We start from the raw sequence: 17,689 nt of genomic DNA, 5'->3' as shown, positions 1-17,689 counted from the left end.
TTGCCACGCACGATTCACCATAGGTGACGGAACAACCGTAAAGCGTTTAACGCGCTTAAAACCCGTGTAAAACCCGGGGCATGCCCTAGCGGCGCGTGCGCGGCTTGCCCGGATCCTTGAAGCGCTTGCCCGCCTGGTAGCCGAAGCGTCGGATCGGAGCGTTCTCACGGAAGGCCCGTCGTGCCTCGAACGAATCCACATCGCCCACGACCGGGTTCGGTACGCGCGACATCCCCGTGCCGTTGTAGAGGTAAAGAAGATTCGCCGCGACCGAGCGGCGGTTGCGTGTGCCGAGAAGCTTCGAGACGTGTACGCCGAGCCACGCGAGCCAACCGATCGACCCTTGTAGATTGACCCCACCGGGGAGTTCCGCGATAGCGGCACGTCGGCCGATTGTGGCCATCGCCCCCAGGTCGTTGTACTTAAACGGCTTCTCCGCTGCGGCTTCATCACCTTCGACGAGCGCCTTGATGGCGCGCGCGACGTGCTGGCCCATCTGGACCGCCGGCTGGGCGAGCTGCGGCTGAGGGTGATCGCCGCCGGCGATATCGCCCGCGGCCCACACGTTGTCGAAGCCCTTGACGCGCAGCGTGGGATCGACATCGATTCGCCCCCCGCGCCCCTGCGGGAAGCCCCACGCGTTAACCGACGTAGACACGCTCACGCCCGCGGCCCAAATCGTGATGTCTGATTCGACGTAGGAGCCATCGGCGAGGCGCACGAAGTCGTAGCCGACCTCCTCGACGCCTTGGCCGAGACGTAGCTTCACGCCACGTTTTTCGAGCTCGCGCGCCGCATATTCACGGTGTTGCGGCTCAAAAGCCTTGAGGAGTTCATCGCCGCGTTGAATGAGGGAGATCTCGAGGGTGCCTGGGTCCACCTCCGGGTAGAGCACATCGAGCTCGCTGATGCGGAAATCGGCGAGCGCACCCGCAATTTCCACGCCCGTGGGGCCGCCACCCACGATCGAAATCGCGAGACGGTCGGTGAAGCTCATCTCCGTGAGCTGAGTTGCGCGCTCGAGCTCCGCGAAAATTCGCTCACGGATCTCAAGGGCCTGCGAGCGGGTGTACATCGGCATCGCGAATTCCTCCGCGCCCGGCGTACCGAAATAGTTCGTGGTGGCGCCACTTGCCAAAACGAGGTGGTCATAGCGCACCGAACCGCCGTCGGAAAGTTTCACGACCTGCTCGTCGGTGTTGATCCCGGTGACCTCACCCTGGCGGAAGCGCATGTTGGGGGCGTGGAGGGAGAGCCCGCGCAGGAACATCGTGACATCCCCGGAGTTCAGGCCGGCGGTGGCCACCTGGTAGAGAAGCGGCTGGAAGGTCTTGTAGACGTTCCGATCGATGAGGGTCACGCGCACACGCACGTCGCGAAGGGCGAGTACGAGGTGGGCGCCGGCGAATCCGCCGCCAACGATCACGACATGGGGCCAGCTTGCGCCGTCTTTGGCGGGCACGGTTTTGCGGTAGAACGCGGGGAGCAAGGGCATGAACGATCTGTTCCTTCGGTAATGCAACTCGGCTACGGCCGTCCATAACCGTAAAACGGTGACGTGAAAGAAAGCTCCACATTGTGGTAGCGCAGAGGGGGAGCACGAGAACGACGCAAGATGAACGCGCCGTGAATTTTGCGTCCCAGTTGCGTCAAATTCACGCACGCGCGCGAACTCTCTCGTGTGCAATAAAGGTGACCCTTTTAGACCCGCGCGGTCTTCCCCGTGCCCGCGCACGACTCCTCAAGGAAAAACATGGCTCTCTCCCTGCGCCGCGCCGGTGCACTCCTCGCCGCGGCATTCGTGACGGCCCCGCTGGTGGCCGCATCCCCGGCCTTCGCCGAGGAACAGCAAGACACCCTTACTCTTTTCAATATCAACGACTTCCACGGCCGCATCAACGCTTCGGCGAAGGACCTCGCCTGCACGCTCGAAGAAGAACGCGCGAAGGTCGACGGCCCTTCGTTCTTCCTTTCGGCTGGCGATAACGTCGGCGCGAGCGAGTTCGAATCGTTCATCCAGCAGGATCAGCCGACGATCGACTACCTCAATGCACTCGGCCTCGAGGCTAGCGCCGTCGGTAACCACGAGTTCGATCAGGGATTTGATGATCTCACTGGACGCATTGCGAAGAACTCGAATTTCGAGATCCTCGGTGCGAACGTGTACAAGGACGGAAAGCGGGCGCTGCCGGCCTACTCGATTGAGGAGCACGACGGTTTCAAGGTTGCCGTGATCGGTGTTGTCACCGAGCAAACTCGTGACCTCGTGTCCCCCGCGGGAATCGAAGGTGTCGAGTTCACCGATGCCGTAGACGAGGTTAATAAGGTCGTCCAGGAAATGGAGGCCGAGGGCGTCGAGTACGACTTCCTCGTGGCTGAGTACCACGCGGGCGGTGCAAAGAGCGCCGAGGCTGGTTCGACGATCGACGACGCGCTTCTCGCGCGCCTCGCGGAGGACACCTCCCCAAAGGTCAACGCTATCTTCACCGGCCACACCCACAAGTCCTATCTGTACGTGCACAACGGTCGTTCGATCATCCAGACCGGCGAGTACGGGCAGAATCTTGGCGCCGTTTCCTTCACGAAGGATGCCGAGGGCAATTGGAGCGCCGGGGAACCGACACTCGTGCCCACCAAAGGTAAGTCTGAGGGGGAAGGCTGCGCGAACTACCCGCGGTACGTCGAGGCTGCGAAGATCGCCGACGCTGCGATTGCGAAGGGCGACGAGCTCGGCTCGAAGAAGATCGGCGAGGTCACGGGTGACGTTACGACCGCGTGGGACGGCTCAAAGGCCGAGTACAAGAACGATACGTGGAGCCGCAAGGCCGGTGATGAGAGCAAGAAGGGCGATGACCGTTCGTCCAGTTCGGCAATCTCCAATATCGCCGCTGAATCCCAGGTGTGGGCGCTGAACCGCGATTCTTACCCGGGTAAGAAGCCCGATCTCGGCGTCATGGGCCCCGGTTCGATGCGCGCCGAGCTCTATTACAACGAGGATGGAACGGTGAGCGTCAAGAACGCAAACGACGTCATGCCGTTCGCTAACAACGTGCACACGGTCGACCTGACGGGCGCGCAGCTCAAAACCATGCTTGAACAGCAGTGGCGCGATAACGCTGACCGCCCCTACCTCCAGCTGGGACTATCGAAGAACGTGAGCTACACGTTCGATCCGAGCGCCGAAAAGGGCAAGCACATCACGGGCATCTGGCTCAATGGAAAGCAGATTGACCTTGCCGATACCGAGAAGCTCTACACGGTTGTCGGCCAGAGCTTCCTGCTCGACGGTGGTGACGAGTTCAGCGTCTTCAAGAAGGGCAAGAACCACGTTGATACGGGTCTTCTCGATCGCGATACGTGGATGGATTACATCGCGAAGAATTCCCCCCTCACACCCGATTACAGCCAGCGCGGCGCGGGCATCGAGTTCCTCAACGAGGATCCTGCGTCTGCCGGCACGAAGGACAACCCGCTGCGTGTGCGGATCACGAAGCTCCACTCGACTTCACTCGGGGCACCGAAGATTACGAAAGCAATCGTGACGATCGGTGGTCACACGTACGAGGCCGACTACGCGTTTGACGAGACGCTCGGCGAGTGGGCCGCAACCGTGGACCTCTTCCCGCATGAGTGTCTTGAGGCTGGCGAGTACGACGCAACCGTCACGGCTGTTCCCGAGACCGGCACAGCCATCACCCTTCCACTGAAGGTGACCCGCACGGGTGACGTCCCCGCGAACTGTTCCGAGGGTGGCACTGACGAGGGTGGCACCGATGAGGGTGGCAGCACCGAAGATGGCTCGGGTGAGGGCAGTGACCGGGGCGATGGCGAGGATTCCGACGCCGGCACGCCAGAATCGCAGCCTTCGACGGAGCACGACGCTCGCACACCTTCTGTGTCGAGCCTTCCGCGAACAGGTGCAGAAGTCACCAGCCTGGTAGGCCTTTCCGCCGTTGCCATGATTGCGGGTGCGAGCGTGCTTGTGCATCGCCGTCGCGCATAGATGTGCGCACTTCATGAGCGCGGGGCGCCTTGCACCGGACCATCGAGCCCGGGTGCGGGGCGCCCCCTCAGTTTGTGGAGAGGCGTGCGCGAGAACGCTGGGCGAGCGCGAGTTCGATCCACAGGGCTCCGACGCCGAGGGCGATGCCGCATGCGTCGGCAAGCACGTCGGTGACATCTGCTGAGCGTGCGGGCATGAACGACTGCAGGATTTCGATTGCGGCGCCCCACAGGAGGAGGGTGACAATGAGACCGAGTAAGTGTCGGACCTTCACGAACCCGAAAACGGTGCCGAGCCTCGTGCTCCCACGCTGGTGAGCGCCACTCTCAGCCCGAGGTGACCACGAGAGAACGCCCGAGTCTTCGAGCGAGAGAAGTCGTGAAAACGCCCAGGTCGTGAAAGCAAACACGAGGACGTGCCCCAGCTTATCCGCGCCGGGGAGGGAGGCGACCGGCTCGGCTGCCTCGGGAACTTTGGGCAGAAAGAACACGGCGTTGGCGAGAGCGGCCACGAGGGCGAGAAAAGGTGCGGATTTCATGGGGTGAGTTTAAATGTCCCACCCTCCTTTTAGAGTGAAAGCATGAAAATTCTTCACACGTCGGATTGGCACCTTGGGCGCACCTTGCACGGTGAGAACCTGCACGAATACCAGCGGGAGTTCCAGGATTTCCTTCTGGCGAAAGTCCGTGAAACCGGCGCGCACGCCCTCGTGATCGCCGGCGATATCTACGATCGCTCGGTGCCGCCCGTCGAGGCGGTTGAGCTGCTGCACGAGTCTCTCGCAGCGCTCGCGGAAGAAACCACGGTGATCCTCACGCCAGGCAACCACGATTCGGCGGTGCGGCTCGGTTTTGGCGCAAAACTCATGCGGCCCGGCATCCACATTCTCGCGGATGTTGAAGGAATCGAGCATCCGGTTTCGGTCGCCGATGAGTACGGTGAGGTGCTCTTTTTCGGGCTGCCTTTCCTTGATCCGGATCTTGCACGTTACAGCCTTGCCCCCAAGGGCGGCGACCCGCTTCCTCGCACGCACGAAGATGTCACGGTTCAGGCGATGGATCGAGTCCGCGCAAAACTCGAGACTCTCGGGCATCCGCGAAGCGTCGTTCTCGCCCACACCTTCGTTGCGGGCGGGGACGGCTCGGATTCCGAACGCGACCTGAGCGTGGGTGGTGTGGCGTCTGTTCCCGGGAGCGTGTTTGCGGGAGTCGACTACGTCGCGCTCGGCCACCTCCACGGCTGCCAAAACATGAGTGCGCTCGTCCCTGGCGAGCGGCCCATCGCGTGGTACTCGGGAAGCCCTCTTGCCTTCTCGTTCTCGGAGCGTCACCACACCAAAGCTGTTCTTCTTGTCGAGATGGACTCCTCTGGGTCGGTCGAGGTGGAACGTATTCCCACTCCCGTGCGCCGCCGGCTCATCGAACTGGACGGCTCTCTCAAAGAGATTCTCGATAGTGCCCCGAACTATTCGGAGGATTGGGTCCACGCGATCGTGCGGGAGGAAACTCGCCCCGCGCACCTTCAGCAGGTCCTGAGCGCGGCGCTTCCACATCTCCTTTTTACGGAGTTCCGCTCCACACGCGAAACGGAATCCAGTGCCGCGCCGGTTGTGACGCGCGAGGCTTCACCGGCGGAGGTCATCTCGGAATTCTTCGACTACGTCACGGGTGCCGAACCGAACCCCGCGCAACGAGACATCATCGAGCAGGTGCTTGCCGATGCGCGCGCACGTGCCGATCTCACCGAGTCGCACGCACAGCGAAAGGCCTCCTGAATCCATGAAACTTCACCATTTGAGTTTTGAGGGCATCGGGCCGTTCAGGGAGAAAGTCGAACTTGATTTCGATGCGCTCGGCGCGAGCGGCCTCTTTCTTCTCGAAGGTGCCACGGGTTCGGGAAAGTCCACCGTCATCGATGCGATCGTCTTTGCCCTCTACGGCAATGTCGCGGGCGGCGGATCGAGCGATGCGCGAGTGCGAAGCGACTTCATGCCCAATACGCGGCCGAGCGTCGTGGACCTCTTTTTCGAGGTCCCACGAGGGATCTACCGCGTTCGGCGTACCCCCGCCTACGAGCGCGCTCGCCTGCGCGGAAAAGGCGCTCCCGTGCATGAGAATCAGAGCGCGAAGCTCTGGCGGCTCGCCTCGCCCGAAGCGTTAGTTGAGGCGATCGCCGGCACCGAACGCGCGGAAGAGATCGAGCCGATCGCCAACCGACCGGCCGACGTTGGCCGGGAGATTCAGGAACTGCTCGGCCTCACGCATGCGCAGTTCACCCAAACGGTCGTGCTCCCTCAGGGGGAGTTCGCCCGCTTCCTCAAAGCTGACACGAGCGAACGCAAGACCGTACTCGAACGGATCTTCCAGACCCAGCTGTACGAGCAGATCGAACAATCATTCGGCGAACTCAGGCGCGAGGCTCAGCGCGACGTCGACGCCTCAAAAGCGGAACTCGGCGCGGCCCTTCAGCGGGTCCTCGAGGCGGCATCGGTCAGCGATGCGCAACGCATGCAGGCGCTCGCCGATACCCGGGATTTCACCCCGGCGGGTCTCGAGCGTGCCAGGGCTATTGGCGAGGAGCTCGAGAATTCCTCCGAAGCCGCCGCTCGCGAAGCCATGCGCATCCTGGACATGGCGAAGGCGGCCTCGAACGAGGCGCAGGAAGCCGCGAAAAAAGTCGCCGAACGTCACGATTTGCTTGCTCGCAGAGCCCAGCTCGATGCCCACGAGAAGAAACGAGCATCGATTGAAGAGGCAGCGCACGACGCTCGCGAAAGCCTTGCCGCCCACGAACGCGCCGAAAAACCGTTCTACGCCCACGCAAACGAAAAGAGCGCTGCGGAAGCGCTGGACGCCGCCGCGACGGCGCTTCCCGAAGTCGAACGCGGGCAGGTCGCCCAGTGGGGAGCGCTCAGCGAGAGCGCCCATCAGCGAAGCGAAAACGCACTGCGCGCGGCCGCTGCGCTCGCGACCCTCGAAAAGGAGGAAACGGCTCTACCTCGACGTATGACCGAGGCGAAACAGGCTGCACGCGAAGCTGACCGGGCGGCGAATGCCTCGAAAGAAAAGGCGACGCTGCTGAACGAGCGGCCGTCGGAACGCGAAGCGCTCGCCGAGAAACTTCGCGAGGCGACCGAGAGGGCCTCGAGCCTTGGGATCCTCAAAGAAAAGCGCGAGTCCCACGCCGTGCGCGAGCGTACCGCGAAGGAGGCGAGCGCGACCCTCGAAACCTACTTCTCGCGCGCGCAGCATGAACGCGACATGCTCGCGGCCCTCAAGCGTGCGAGCGAGGAGGAGGCACGCCTCCGGCGCAAACGCCTCGACGCGATCGCCTTCGAGCTCGCAGCGGACCTCGAGGACGGCCAGGCATGCCCCGTGTGCGGGGCGTGTGAGCATCCGGCCCCCGCGCACACCGACGATGAGCTCGTGAGCCAAGAACGCATTGCGGAGGCAGAGCGCACGCGAGTAGAGGCCGAACAGGACTTGAGCGAGGCACGAGCATCGGCTGCCGCCACCAAGGCACTCCACATTGATGCTCTCGAGCGGGCGTGGGGGGAGAGCGTCGAGGGGGATCTCGCGAAGTTCCAGGAGCAGCTTCCTGAACTCATCAAACGCTTGAGGAGCGAGGGTGTTGCGCTTGCCCGCGAGGAGGAGCGTGCGCGCGAAGCCGAGGGCGAGCGTGAGCGAGTGAAAACCGAGATCACTCGGTTCGACGAGCGAACGGCCGCGCTCGAACGCGAAGCACACGAGGAGGCGCTCGCCGCCGAGCGTGCCGCACTCGAAGCCCAGCACCTCGAGAAAGCTTTAACCGAGACCCGCGCGGCCATTTCTCAGGAGCTTTCGGCCCACGAAGGCTCGCACGGGAGCATCGCGGCGCTACGCCTCTCGCTCCTGACGGAGGGGGAGGCTGCACGTGCACACGCAAAACTGCTCGACAAAGCCCTGGAGGCTCGCTCCGTGCATGAGCGGGCTCAAACGCACCTCAACGAAGCACTCGAGGGCAGCGGCTTTGACGCCATAGAAAATGTGGTTCAGGCGCGCCTTGCCCCCGACCGTAGACAATCGCTCGAGGACACAGTGAAGGAGCATTCTTCGCTCACCGCGCTCATCGAGGATGCCCGCGCGGACGGCCGCCTCGAGAACATTGATGCGAGCGAACAGGCCCAGCGAGATGCAGCCGATGCTCTCGAGACCGCGGCAGCGCGCGTGCGCGAGACCCGCGATGCGCACACGGAAGCCGCGGGAACCCACGCGACTCGCGCGAAAGAGCTCGAGCGCGTGAAACGCGCACGCATCGACTTCACGGCGCTTGCCGCCGCGCACGAGAAACGCTCGGCGCGCCAAAGCGAAATACTTCACCTCGCGAATATCGCGACGGGAAACTCGAGCGATGCGAAAGCACGTCTCACCCTGTCGACGTTCGCGGTCATGCGCCGCTTCGAGAAGGTCATCGAGGCCGCGAATGCGCGGCTATTGACTCTCTCGGGTGGGATCTACGAGATCCGCCTTGCTCAACCCGAGAAAACGGGCCGCAAGCACGTTGGGCTCGACCTCGACATGCTCGACTTGCGCAATGATTCCTCTCGCTCACCCTCGACCCTCTCGGGCGGCGAAGCCTTCTATGTGTCACTCGCACTCGCGCTCGGCCTCGCCGACGTCGTGAGCGGAGAAAACGGCGGGGTGCAGATGAACACCCTCTTTATCGACGAAGGCTTCGGCACGCTCGACCCGGAAAAACTCGAGGGTGTGATCGCCGAGATCCGCCAACTCGCCGCCCACGGTCGCACGGTGGGAATCATCTCCCACGTCGCCGAACTCAAAACACAGATCGCGGAGAAGGTGCACGTGGAAAGAAAGTCCGACGGCACCTCGCGCATCAGCGTGAGTGTATAGCGGGCGGTGCCTGCGCGAATCTCTATAGACTGTTGCCTCCGCCAGCGGCGTTCCAACTGCCCCTTGCCCGCCACGCATTAAGGAGAACACCGTGCCCGTGGACATCATCGTGACCATCATCGCCGCGCTCGCCTTCGCGGTAGGTATCACGGGCATCGTGCTGCCCGTGCTTCCCGGGTCATTTCTCATCCTTATCGGAATGCTCGTATGGGCCATAGGGATCGGTGGCTGGACGGGCTGGGTTGCGTTCGCGCTGGTCGCGATGTTTTCAATCGCGGGCATGGCGAGCAGCTACGTGCTCACAGGGCGAAAGCTTAAACAGAGCGAAGTTCCCACATGGGCGATCCTCGTGGCGATCGGCTGCGCGGTCCTCGGCCTGTTCCTCATCCCCGGCCCGGGACTCCTCATCGGGTTTATTCTCGGCTTCTTCCTCGTTGAGCTGAGCCGCAAGCGCGAGTTCCACGACGCTCTCAACTCGACGCTCTCCACCTTGAAAACCCTCGGGATTGGCATTCTCGTAGAACTCCTGCTCGCTATGGCGAGCGGAACAGTGTTCATCGTTGCGCTTGGCATCCACCTCTTCTCGAGGGCTGGTTAGCGATCGCGGCGGCGATGATCGGCAGTGCTTTGTGCTGAGTGAAACTGCACGATCTGGGCCGCGATCTCGCGGAATCGAACCACCGCTGCGGCTGGTCTTAAGATCCGAATGTGGTCTCCGAATTGGAGGAGCTGTCGAACCGATTCAACGTCTGGATAGTGGACGACGATATGAGTCCACTCGTCCTCGGAGCGGTCGATACGGATCATTCGCCCTCTAAGGATTCGTCGGGCCAGATCTAGGCGGGTCGAGCGCAGCTGTGCGTGCACCTCGATACCAGGCGCCGACTGAAAACTGGTCAGCAATTCTTGCCACACTGAGCGCAGATCGCAGCCCGGTCGTAGCACTGCGGAATCCGTAAGCAGCTCGCGGGTCTCAATGCGGCTGGTGTTAAACATGCGGGGTTGTGAGGCGACGTCAGCCACGAGGTACCAGGACCCGGCTTTGTTCACGAGACCGTAAGGGTCCGCGACAACCCACTGCCCGCTGCTCTCGCCGCTGCGTCGATATCGGAGGCGGATGCGTTGTCTATTTCGAGCAGCGGTGAGAAGGTCGGCCACGTCGAGTTCCTGCTCGGCCGTAAACCATCCAGAGGGGTCGACGTGGAGCACCTCGGGCAAGGGCAGAGCGGCAGAGGTTTGCTTACGCGCCGCAACGGCGGTCAGCTTCTGCTGGGTTCTGACATGTACAGCATGGAGCCCGATCTGCTCAAGAAGACCCTCATCTAGTCCTGCGACGGAAAGCAGCTGCAGTTCATTTGGATCGAGGCGTGAGACGTCGAGCCGGGCCCGGTGATCCAGCACGATGGCTCCACCCCGGCCCCGCTCGGTGTAAATCGGCACCCCAGCAGCCGACAACGCCGTGATATCACGCAAGATCGTGCGTGAAGATACCTCGAGGCGGCGAGCCAGTTCTTGACTGGTCATTCGTTCATGGGTTTGCAGTAGAAGCAGGATCGACAACAAGCGGGACGACTTCATTCCCAATCCTTTTAGAAAATATGACAGTAGGTGTCGTCTTTGCCTGATTATATGAGGCTCCCTGATCCACTGACTTAAGGAGAGACCCATGCCGGCCCCGAATCTGTTTCTGACCTACGTCAGCGACGTCGAGCGGTCCACTGATTTCTATAGTCGTCTGTTCGACATCGAACCCAACTTCACTAGCCCGCGGTACGTCGCTTTTGAGGTCGCGCCCGGCGTGCTTTTCGCAATCTGGACCGGTCACGACGAAAATCTCGCATCAGCAACACCGCGCACGAACGAAATCGGGCTCATGATTCCCGGTCCCGCCTCTGCCATCGACGACGTCTACGAGGAATGGGTCGCGAAAGGAGTGCACGTGATCGAGGAACCGCACGACGACGTATTTGGCCGCACCTTCGTGATAGCCGACCCCGACCATAACCTCGTGCGGGTCAGCCCCGTCGACTAGCCCGAATGGAAGCCCCTTCGGCGGCGGGCACAAGCTCGTCGCCTCGTGGAAGAGGTTCCGTTCGCTTTGCTAAACCTGCAAACCATAACGTGAAGCGTCGAGAGCTGCCGCTAGGGTGGTCTTTCGTGACCATGAACGATAGGCGCAGCGCCCCAGGCCCGATCCCCAATATTTCGGGTCGCGATGAACCGCGCTATGGTTCGCGGGAGCGCAAAGAAGAACTCGCGAAGGGATTTTTAGGCGAGGGCGCCGGCTATGACGAAGTGCGGCCTGGTTACCCAAACGGAGTGCTCGACGTGATACTGGCGGCCGTCGGACCCGATACCTCCCCCCGCGTGGTGGACCTCGGCGCCGGAACCGGGAAACTCGCGCTTGCCCTTGCCGGTTGCGGTTGCCACGTGACGGCGCTTGATACGAGCGAGTCGATGCTCGAAGTGGCGCGCACGCAAGCGGTCGCGGGCCACATGGCGCAGCGGTTCGAGGCATGCGTGGCGCCGGCAGAGGCCACCACTCTTGAGGCGGGAAGCGCGGATCTCGTGACTGCCGCGCAAGCGTGGCACTGGTTCGAGCGGGATGCGGTCAGCGCCGAAGTTCGCAGGATTCTCGCGCCAGGCGGTGTGCTCGCTCTCGTGTGGAACACGCTCGATGTGAGCGTGCCGTGGGTGCACAGGTATTCGCGGATTGCCCACGCGGGCGACGTGCAGCGCGAGGGATTTAAGCCCGATGTAGGCGAGGGGCTCGAGCTTGTGACGCGGCACGTCGAGCACTGGGAGGATGAGCGCTCCACCTGGGATTTTGTGCGCCTTGCGACAACCCGCAGCTACTATCTCACGGCTGTGGAAAAAACCCGCGCGAAGGTCCTCGACAATCTCGACTGGTACCTCCACGAGCACCTCGGGCACGCGCCCGGCAGCAGAATCTCGATGCCGTATCGCACGGACCTCTTTCTGTACAGGCCCGCCTAGCCGGCTGTCTTAACCGACCGCCATCGATGTCACGCGCCAGTGGCCGTCAACGAAACGGAGGCCTACGGAAAACTTCCCCTGTGAGGCCCCGCGCGTCGCGGGTTCGCGTGTGGGGTCGTCGATGAGCTTCGCGGGTGCCTCGTGGAACGTTGCCTCGACCTTCGAGGTCGTCGAGGCGCCATCACTCGCGCCGTTGCCCTTCGTGAGCGTCACCTTCTCGTCGCTAAGGGTGATGTCGCCGCCCACGATCCAGCCTCCCGCGGCGTGAAGCTGCTCGGCGTTGTCGGCGAAGCGCATGCATTCCTCGCACGACGGGTCCATGAGCTCGCGCCACGCGCTCGTGTCACCCGTGCCGATCATGTAGGCGTAGACCGCGAAGAGATACCGGGCGCTCGCCTTTGCTCCCGTTTCGGTCTCCTCGTCGATACCCGGGAAGTCCGCGCGCGAAGGTTCCGTGGTGTTCGTCGGCTTCGGCTGGCTCGCCGGATCGACCTTCTTGCGGGTATCTTGCGCGGAGTCGGCCACCTGCCGATCGCCCTGATTGTTCTGCGTGAATTGCCCGATCCCCACGAGCCCCGCGGGAATGATGAGGGCAAGAGCGAAGATCAGGACGACGATGCGCTGGGTCGTTTTACTCACCGCTCAAGGCTAATACAGCGCGTGATGGGAGGCAGTGTCGATCGTGCCTGGGTCGTTTTTGCGGGGTGGCGAGCAGCGATATTCTGATGTCGTCGTCCCCCCGGGCGTGGCAGGCGTCGGCCTCCCCTCGCGCACACGAGCACGAAAGGCTCTTTTCTCCCGTGACCCTCCTGAGACTCCTGTGGAATTACGCGAAACCATCGTGGTTCTCGCTCGTGCTCGTCGTGGTGTTCCAAGTCGCGGCGCAGCTCGCCGCGCTTTACCTCCCCACGCTTAATGCCGACATGATTGACGACGGCATCGCGCAGGGGGATATCGACGCGATTTGGCGCCTTGCCGGTTGGATGCTCCTTGTGAGCCTCGCGAATATCGCCGCCCTTGTGGCTGCGAATTATTTTTCGGGACGCGTTGCCATGAGGCTTGCGCGGGACGTGCGCTCCGATGTGTTCGATCGAGTGCAGTCCTTTAGTGCGAAAGAGATCAGCCACTTCACGCCCGCCTCGCTTATCACGCGCAACACGAACGATGTGCAGCAGCTTCAGAACCTCTCGTTCTTTGGGCTCATGTTCCTTGTGTCAGCGCCAATTACGGGCATCGGAGGAGTGGTGCTTGCGCTCAAGCAAGAGGCGCAGCTCGCATGGCTCATCGCGGTCATGGTGCCGCTCATGCTCGTGGCGATCGCGCTCGTCATATGGAAGGCGTCCCCGCTTTTTCGCGAGATGCAGGAGCGGATCGATGATCTGAACCTCGTGCTTCGAGAACAAATCACGGGCATTCGCGTGGTCAGGGCTTTCGTGCGCGAGCCCTTTGAGCGGGATCGTTTTGATACGTCAAATAGGCGTCTCACGAGCATTAACCGCAGCATTGGGCACCTCATTGCTTTTCTCAATCCGATCGTGATGTTCCTTCTTTCGTTCAGTTCCGTGCTCGTGCTGCTCGTAGCCGCGGGGCCGATTGACCGTGGCGAGATGCAAGTGGGGTCGATTACGGCATTTATCGCCTACCTCATCCAGATCCTCATCGCGGTCATGATGGCGACGTTCATGACGATGATGATTCCGCGCGCGATGGTTTCCGCAGAGCGCATTACGGAGGTGCTCGATACGCACAGTTCGGTGGTGCTTCCTTCTCCTGAGGTCGCCGTTCGGCCGGGGGATCCGCGTGTCAGTGAGCGCGCCGAGCTCGAATTTGATGACGTCACGTTCGCGTATCCGGGAGCGGAACGCCCCGTGCTCGAAGGCATTTCATTCAAGGCCCACGCGGGCCACACAGTCGCGATCATCGGCGGCACGGGTTCCGGCAAAACTACGCTCCTTGGGCTTATCTCGCGCCAGTTCGACGTCACGGAGGGCGCGGTCAAGGTCAACGGTGTGGACGTACGCGAGGCGGCCCCGGAGATGCTTCACGGCACCCTCGGTTACGTGCCGCAGCGCCCCTATCTGTTTAGCGGCACGGTTGCCTCGAACGTGAAGTTCGGAAGGCCCGAGGCGAGTGAAACGGAGGCGTGGCATGCCCTCACGATTGCGCAGGCGCGCGATTTTGTTGCCGAGATGCCCGACGGGCTCGAGTCGCCTATCGCTCAGGGCGGCACGAACGTGTCGGGCGGTCAACGCCAGCGCCTCTCGATCGCGCGGGCGCTTTTGGCGAAGCCCGACATCTACCTTTTCGACGACTCCTTTAGCGCGCTCGACCTGCAGACCGATGCGCGGTTGCGCGCGGCTCTTGCTCCCGAAACTCGTGACGCGCTCGTGGTGATCGTCGCGCAGCGAATCTCGACCATCACGAGCGCCGATCTGATCCTCGTGCTCGATCACGGCCGAGTCGTCGGGCGCGGCACCCACGAGGAGCTCTTGCAGTCGAATGAGACGTATCAGGAGATCGTGGCTTCGCAAGGCACGGCGGAAGAATATGAGGAAGGAGCGGCGCGATGAGCGAGGAAAAGAAGCATAGCGAGCGAGGCGTGCGTCCCGGGCAGAAAGCCCAAAACTTCGGGCCGTCCTTCACACGGCTCATGGGCTTCCTCATGGCTGAGCGCACCCTGCTTTTCAGCGCCCTCGGAATCGGGATTATTTCGGTCATTCTGAGCGTGATCGGACCGAAGATTCTCGGTCGCGCGACCGACATCATCTTCAACGGTGTCGTCTCGAAACGCATGCCCGCGGGCGTCACGAAGGACCAGGTTGTTGCGGGAATGCGCGCGAGTGGCCAAGAGCAGCTTGCGGATATGATCTCGGGCATGGAGCTGAATCCCGGTCACGGGATCGACTTCGGTGCGCTCAACACGGTTCTGCTCACCGTCACGGTGCTGTATGTGGTCGCGGCATTTTTCGCGTGGCTGCAAACCCGGATGCTCTTGCGCGTGGTGTACCGCAGCATCTACCGGCTCCGCCGCGATGTCGAGGAGAAACTGCACCGCGTGCCTCTCAGTTACTTCGATTCTCGGCGGCGCGGCGACCTCCTCTCGCGCGTGACAAACGACGTGGATAACCTGCAAAACACCCTCAACAACACGCTCGGCGGCATCATCAGCGATGCCCTGACCGTTGTCGGCACGATCATCATGATGCTCGTGATTTCGCCGATTCTCACTCTCGTCGCATTGATCGTGATCCCGCTTGCGCTCGTGATTACCGCGGTGATCGGTAAGCGCGCCCAGAAGCTCTTTGGAGAGCAGTGGGACGCGACGGGCGAGGTGAACTCCGAGGTCGAGGAGGCATTCTCCGGACACGAGATCGTGACGGTTTTCGGGCGTGAGAAGGATGCGCGCGCGAATTTCGAGAAGAAGAATGCCGAGATGTATCGCGCGAGCTTCGGTGCGCAATTTGTCAGCTCGCTCATCATGCCGTTCATGATGTTTGCGGGGAATATTTCCTATGCGGCGGTGGCCCTCGTGGGTGGGCTCAAAGTTGTGTCGGGTCAGCTCACGCTCGGTGATGTGCAGGCCTTTATTCAGTATTCGCGCCAGTTTACGCAGCCTGTTTCGCACCTGGCCTCGATGGTCACGCAGCTTCAGTCGGGTGTCGCTTCAGCGGAGCGCATTTTCGAGTTTTTGGATGCCGAAGAGCAGGCCCGGGAGAGCTCGGGGCAGGGGTCCGACGCTTGCCGCACCAAAGCCGAGGCCACATCGCCCGGTCGTGGCGAGGTGCGATTCGACCACGTGCGCTTTTCCTACTCGCCCGAGAAGCCTCTCATTTCGGATTTGTCGCTCGTGGCGAGCCCCGGGATGACGGTCGCGATCGTGGGCCCCACGGGGGCGGGTAAAACGACGCTCGTCAACCTCATCATGCGCTTTTACGAGATTGACGGTGGCACGATCACGATTGATGGCGTGGATACGCGCGAGATGACGCGCGATGAGCTGCGCAGCCGCACCGGGATGGTGCTGCAGGATACGTGGCTTTTCAAAGGCACGATCCGCGAGAACATTCGCTACGGTCGCCTCGATGCGAGCGACGAGGAGGTTCTCGAGGCGGCGAAGGCGACCCACGTGCACGACTTCGTGCAGCACCTTCCCGAGGGGTACGACACGATCATCGACGACGAAGGCTCGAGCGTGTCGGCGGGCGAAAAGCAGCTTCTCACAATCGCGCGTGCCTTCCTCGCGCGGCCCGAACTGCTCATTCTCGACGAGGCGACCTCGAGCGTGGATACGCGCACCGAGGTGCTCGTGCAGAACGCGATGAATACCCTGCGCGAGGGGCGCACGTCATTTGTGATTGCCCACAGGCTTTCGACGATCCGCGACGCCGATCTGATTCTCGTGATGGAACACGGCGACATCGTCGAGCAGGGCACCCACGACGAGCTTCTCGCGGCAGGCGGCGCCTACGCGCGGCTGTATCGCTCGCAGTTCGAGGGGGCGAGCAGCGAGTGTGAGAGCAGTCCCGGGCAGGAGCTGCAGGCTTCCGCCCAGGACGGCTAGATGCTCAGTCCTCAAGGACGGGATCGGCGAGGATCGCCTCGATCCTCGAGATCTCCTCGTCGCTGAAGTGTGTGGCCGGAACGCTCTCGCCCGCGCGCACGATGGTTCGTGCGGCGGCAATGTTCGCGCGCAGCTGCTGCACGCTCGACGCTCCCACGATCGCGGACGTCACGACGGGCTTGCGCAGCACCCATGCGAGGGCCATTTGCGCGAGGCTCTGCCCGCGCTCCTCGGCGACGCGGCTGAGCGCGCGAACCTTCTCGAGGTAGCGAGGGTCCTTCGCGACGTCCTCCCCGAGGAACACGTTTTGGGCGGCGCGTGATCTCTCGGGAATGCCCGTGAGGTAGCGGTTCGTGAGCAGCCCTTGCGAGAGCGGAGAGAACGCGACGACACCGATGCCGAGCCGCTCGCACACACCAAGGAGCGAATCCTCCACATGCCCGCTTGGGCTCTGTTCGGGCGTTCGCGTCAGCATTGAATAGCTCGCCTGATTCACGACGAGCGGCACACCCATGGTGCGCAGCATCGTTGCGGCCTCGCGGGTCTTCTCGGGGGAGTAGTTCGAGATGCCTGCGTAGAGCGCCTTGCCGCTCTTGACGGCGTGCGCGAGTGCCCCCATCGACTCCTCGAGCGGAGTCGAGTCGTCCTGGCGATGGTGGTAGAAGATGTCGACGTAGTCGAGGCCGAGGCGCGTGAGTGACTGGTCGAGCGAGGCGAGCAAGTATTTCCTGCTGCCGCCGTCGCCGTACGGCCCGGGCCACATGCGAAAGCCCGCCTTCGTGGTCACGAGGATCTCGTCGCGGTGTCCAGCAAGGTCCTTGCGGAAGATTTCCCCGAAGGTCTCTTCGGCGCTGCCGGCTGGCGGGCCGTAGTTGTTGGCGAGGTCGAAGTGGGTGATGCCGTGATCGAAGGCGTAATGCACGATTTCGCGCTGGCGCGAGAAATCGGCCTTGGGGCGTTCACGAACCTCATGCTCGAAGCCACCCTCGAAGCGTTCACGCCCGAAGTTGTGCCAAAAGCCAAGGGAAATTGGCGGGAGCAAGAGCCCCGAGGTTCCAAGACGGCGGAAGTGTGAGTAGCTCGCCTCATCCATGGTTGCGCGGCTTGTGGGGGTGCTCTCGTTCATGGTGGCCTCCTTGCCGGGTAATGCCTGTAATCCCAGTGTAATGCTCATCACCAAGTCTTTTGGCCTCGGGGCAGGTCACAGTGCGGCGCCTTGCGCCGCAGGAATAATCA

At 62.4% G+C, this 17,689-nt stretch carries 13 protein-coding genes; 8 read left to right on the top strand and 5 right to left on the bottom strand.

What is annotated here, in order from left to right:
- Window positions 1-85 precede the first annotated feature (85 nt).
- A complete protein-coding gene (locus tag NBW56_RS09740; RefSeq protein ID WP_250259072.1) occupies window positions 86-1,495 on the bottom strand; it encodes an NAD(P)/FAD-dependent oxidoreductase in 1,410 nt (469 codons plus the stop codon).
- 258 nt (window positions 1,496-1,753) lie between these two features.
- Between NBW56_RS09740 and NBW56_RS09735 the strand changes: the two genes are divergently transcribed.
- On the top strand, window positions 1,754-4,003 hold the full coding sequence (locus NBW56_RS09735; RefSeq protein WP_250259070.1) for a bifunctional metallophosphatase/5'-nucleotidase: 2,250 nt from the start codon (window positions 1,754-1,756) through the stop codon (window positions 4,001-4,003).
- A gap of 67 nt (window positions 4,004-4,070) precedes the next feature.
- On the opposite strand, the gene NBW56_RS09730 is transcribed toward NBW56_RS09735, so the two are convergent.
- A complete protein-coding gene (locus NBW56_RS09730; protein ID WP_250259068.1) occupies window positions 4,071-4,541 on the bottom strand; it encodes a VanZ family protein in 471 nt (156 codons plus the stop codon).
- A gap of 42 nt (window positions 4,542-4,583) precedes the next feature.
- On the opposite strand from NBW56_RS09730, the gene NBW56_RS09725 reads away from it, so the two are divergent.
- The 3 genes from NBW56_RS09725 (at window position 4,584) to NBW56_RS09715 (ending at window position 9,493) form a co-directional block, all read left to right on the top strand.
- Entirely contained in the window at window positions 4,584-5,777 is a 1,194-nt protein-coding gene (locus NBW56_RS09725) for an exonuclease SbcCD subunit D (protein WP_250259066.1), read from the top strand.
- A gap of 4 nt (window positions 5,778-5,781) precedes the next feature.
- On the top strand, window positions 5,782-8,895 hold the full coding sequence (locus NBW56_RS09720) for an AAA family ATPase (protein ID WP_250259065.1): 3,114 nt from the start codon (window positions 5,782-5,784) through the stop codon (window positions 8,893-8,895).
- Between the two features lie 91 nt (window positions 8,896-8,986).
- On the top strand, window positions 8,987-9,493 hold the full coding sequence (locus NBW56_RS09715; RefSeq protein ID WP_250259064.1) for a DUF456 domain-containing protein: 507 nt from the start codon (window positions 8,987-8,989) through the stop codon (window positions 9,491-9,493).
- Here NBW56_RS09715 and NBW56_RS09710 read toward each other — a convergent pair.
- On the bottom strand, window positions 9,490-10,473 hold the full coding sequence (locus NBW56_RS09710; RefSeq protein ID WP_284346111.1) for a helix-turn-helix transcriptional regulator: 984 nt from the start codon (window positions 10,471-10,473) through the stop codon (window positions 9,490-9,492). The genes NBW56_RS09715 and NBW56_RS09710 overlap by 4 nt on opposite strands.
- 88 nt (window positions 10,474-10,561) lie before the next feature.
- On the opposite strand from NBW56_RS09710, the gene NBW56_RS09705 reads away from it, so the two are divergent.
- Entirely contained in the window at window positions 10,562-10,927 is a 366-nt protein-coding gene (locus tag NBW56_RS09705) for a VOC family protein (protein WP_250259061.1), read from the top strand.
- A gap of 131 nt (window positions 10,928-11,058) precedes the next feature.
- Window positions 11,059-11,892 carry a class I SAM-dependent methyltransferase gene (locus NBW56_RS09700; protein ID WP_250259208.1) on the top strand — a complete coding sequence of 278 codons (834 nt, stop codon included), beginning with the start codon at window positions 11,059-11,061 and terminating at the stop codon, window positions 11,890-11,892.
- Between the two features lie 9 nt (window positions 11,893-11,901).
- Here the strand turns inward: NBW56_RS09700 and NBW56_RS09695 are convergent, their stop codons facing one another.
- On the bottom strand, window positions 11,902-12,531 hold the full coding sequence (locus NBW56_RS09695) for a DUF6318 family protein (RefSeq protein ID WP_250259060.1): 630 nt from the start codon (window positions 12,529-12,531) through the stop codon (window positions 11,902-11,904).
- Between the two features lie 161 nt (window positions 12,532-12,692).
- Between NBW56_RS09695 and NBW56_RS09690 the strand changes: the two genes are divergently transcribed.
- Complete coding sequence (locus tag NBW56_RS09690; RefSeq protein ID WP_250259059.1) at window positions 12,693-14,462, top strand: ABC transporter ATP-binding protein; 1,770 nt, start codon at window positions 12,693-12,695, stop codon at window positions 14,460-14,462.
- Window positions 14,459-16,453: an ABC transporter ATP-binding protein gene (locus NBW56_RS09685; protein ID WP_250259058.1), complete on the top strand. Its 1,995-nt coding sequence runs from the start codon at window positions 14,459-14,461 to the stop codon at window positions 16,451-16,453. Before NBW56_RS09690 ends, NBW56_RS09685 begins: the two co-directional genes overlap by 4 nt.
- A gap of 4 nt (window positions 16,454-16,457) precedes the next feature.
- Here NBW56_RS09685 and NBW56_RS09680 read toward each other — a convergent pair whose 3' ends face one another.
- Window positions 16,458-17,579 (bottom strand): aldo/keto reductase, encoded by a 1,122-nt coding sequence (locus NBW56_RS09680; RefSeq protein ID WP_250259057.1) that lies wholly within the window; start codon window positions 17,577-17,579, stop codon window positions 16,458-16,460.
- Window positions 17,580-17,689 lie beyond the last annotated feature (110 nt).

Source organism: Dermabacter sp. Marseille-Q3180 (assembly GCF_940792985.1).
Taxonomy (GTDB): Bacteria; Actinomycetota; Actinomycetes; order Actinomycetales; family Dermabacteraceae; genus Dermabacter; species Dermabacter vaginalis.
Note: the sequence above shows the minus strand (reverse complement) of the source record. Positions and strands in the feature narration are given on the sequence as shown.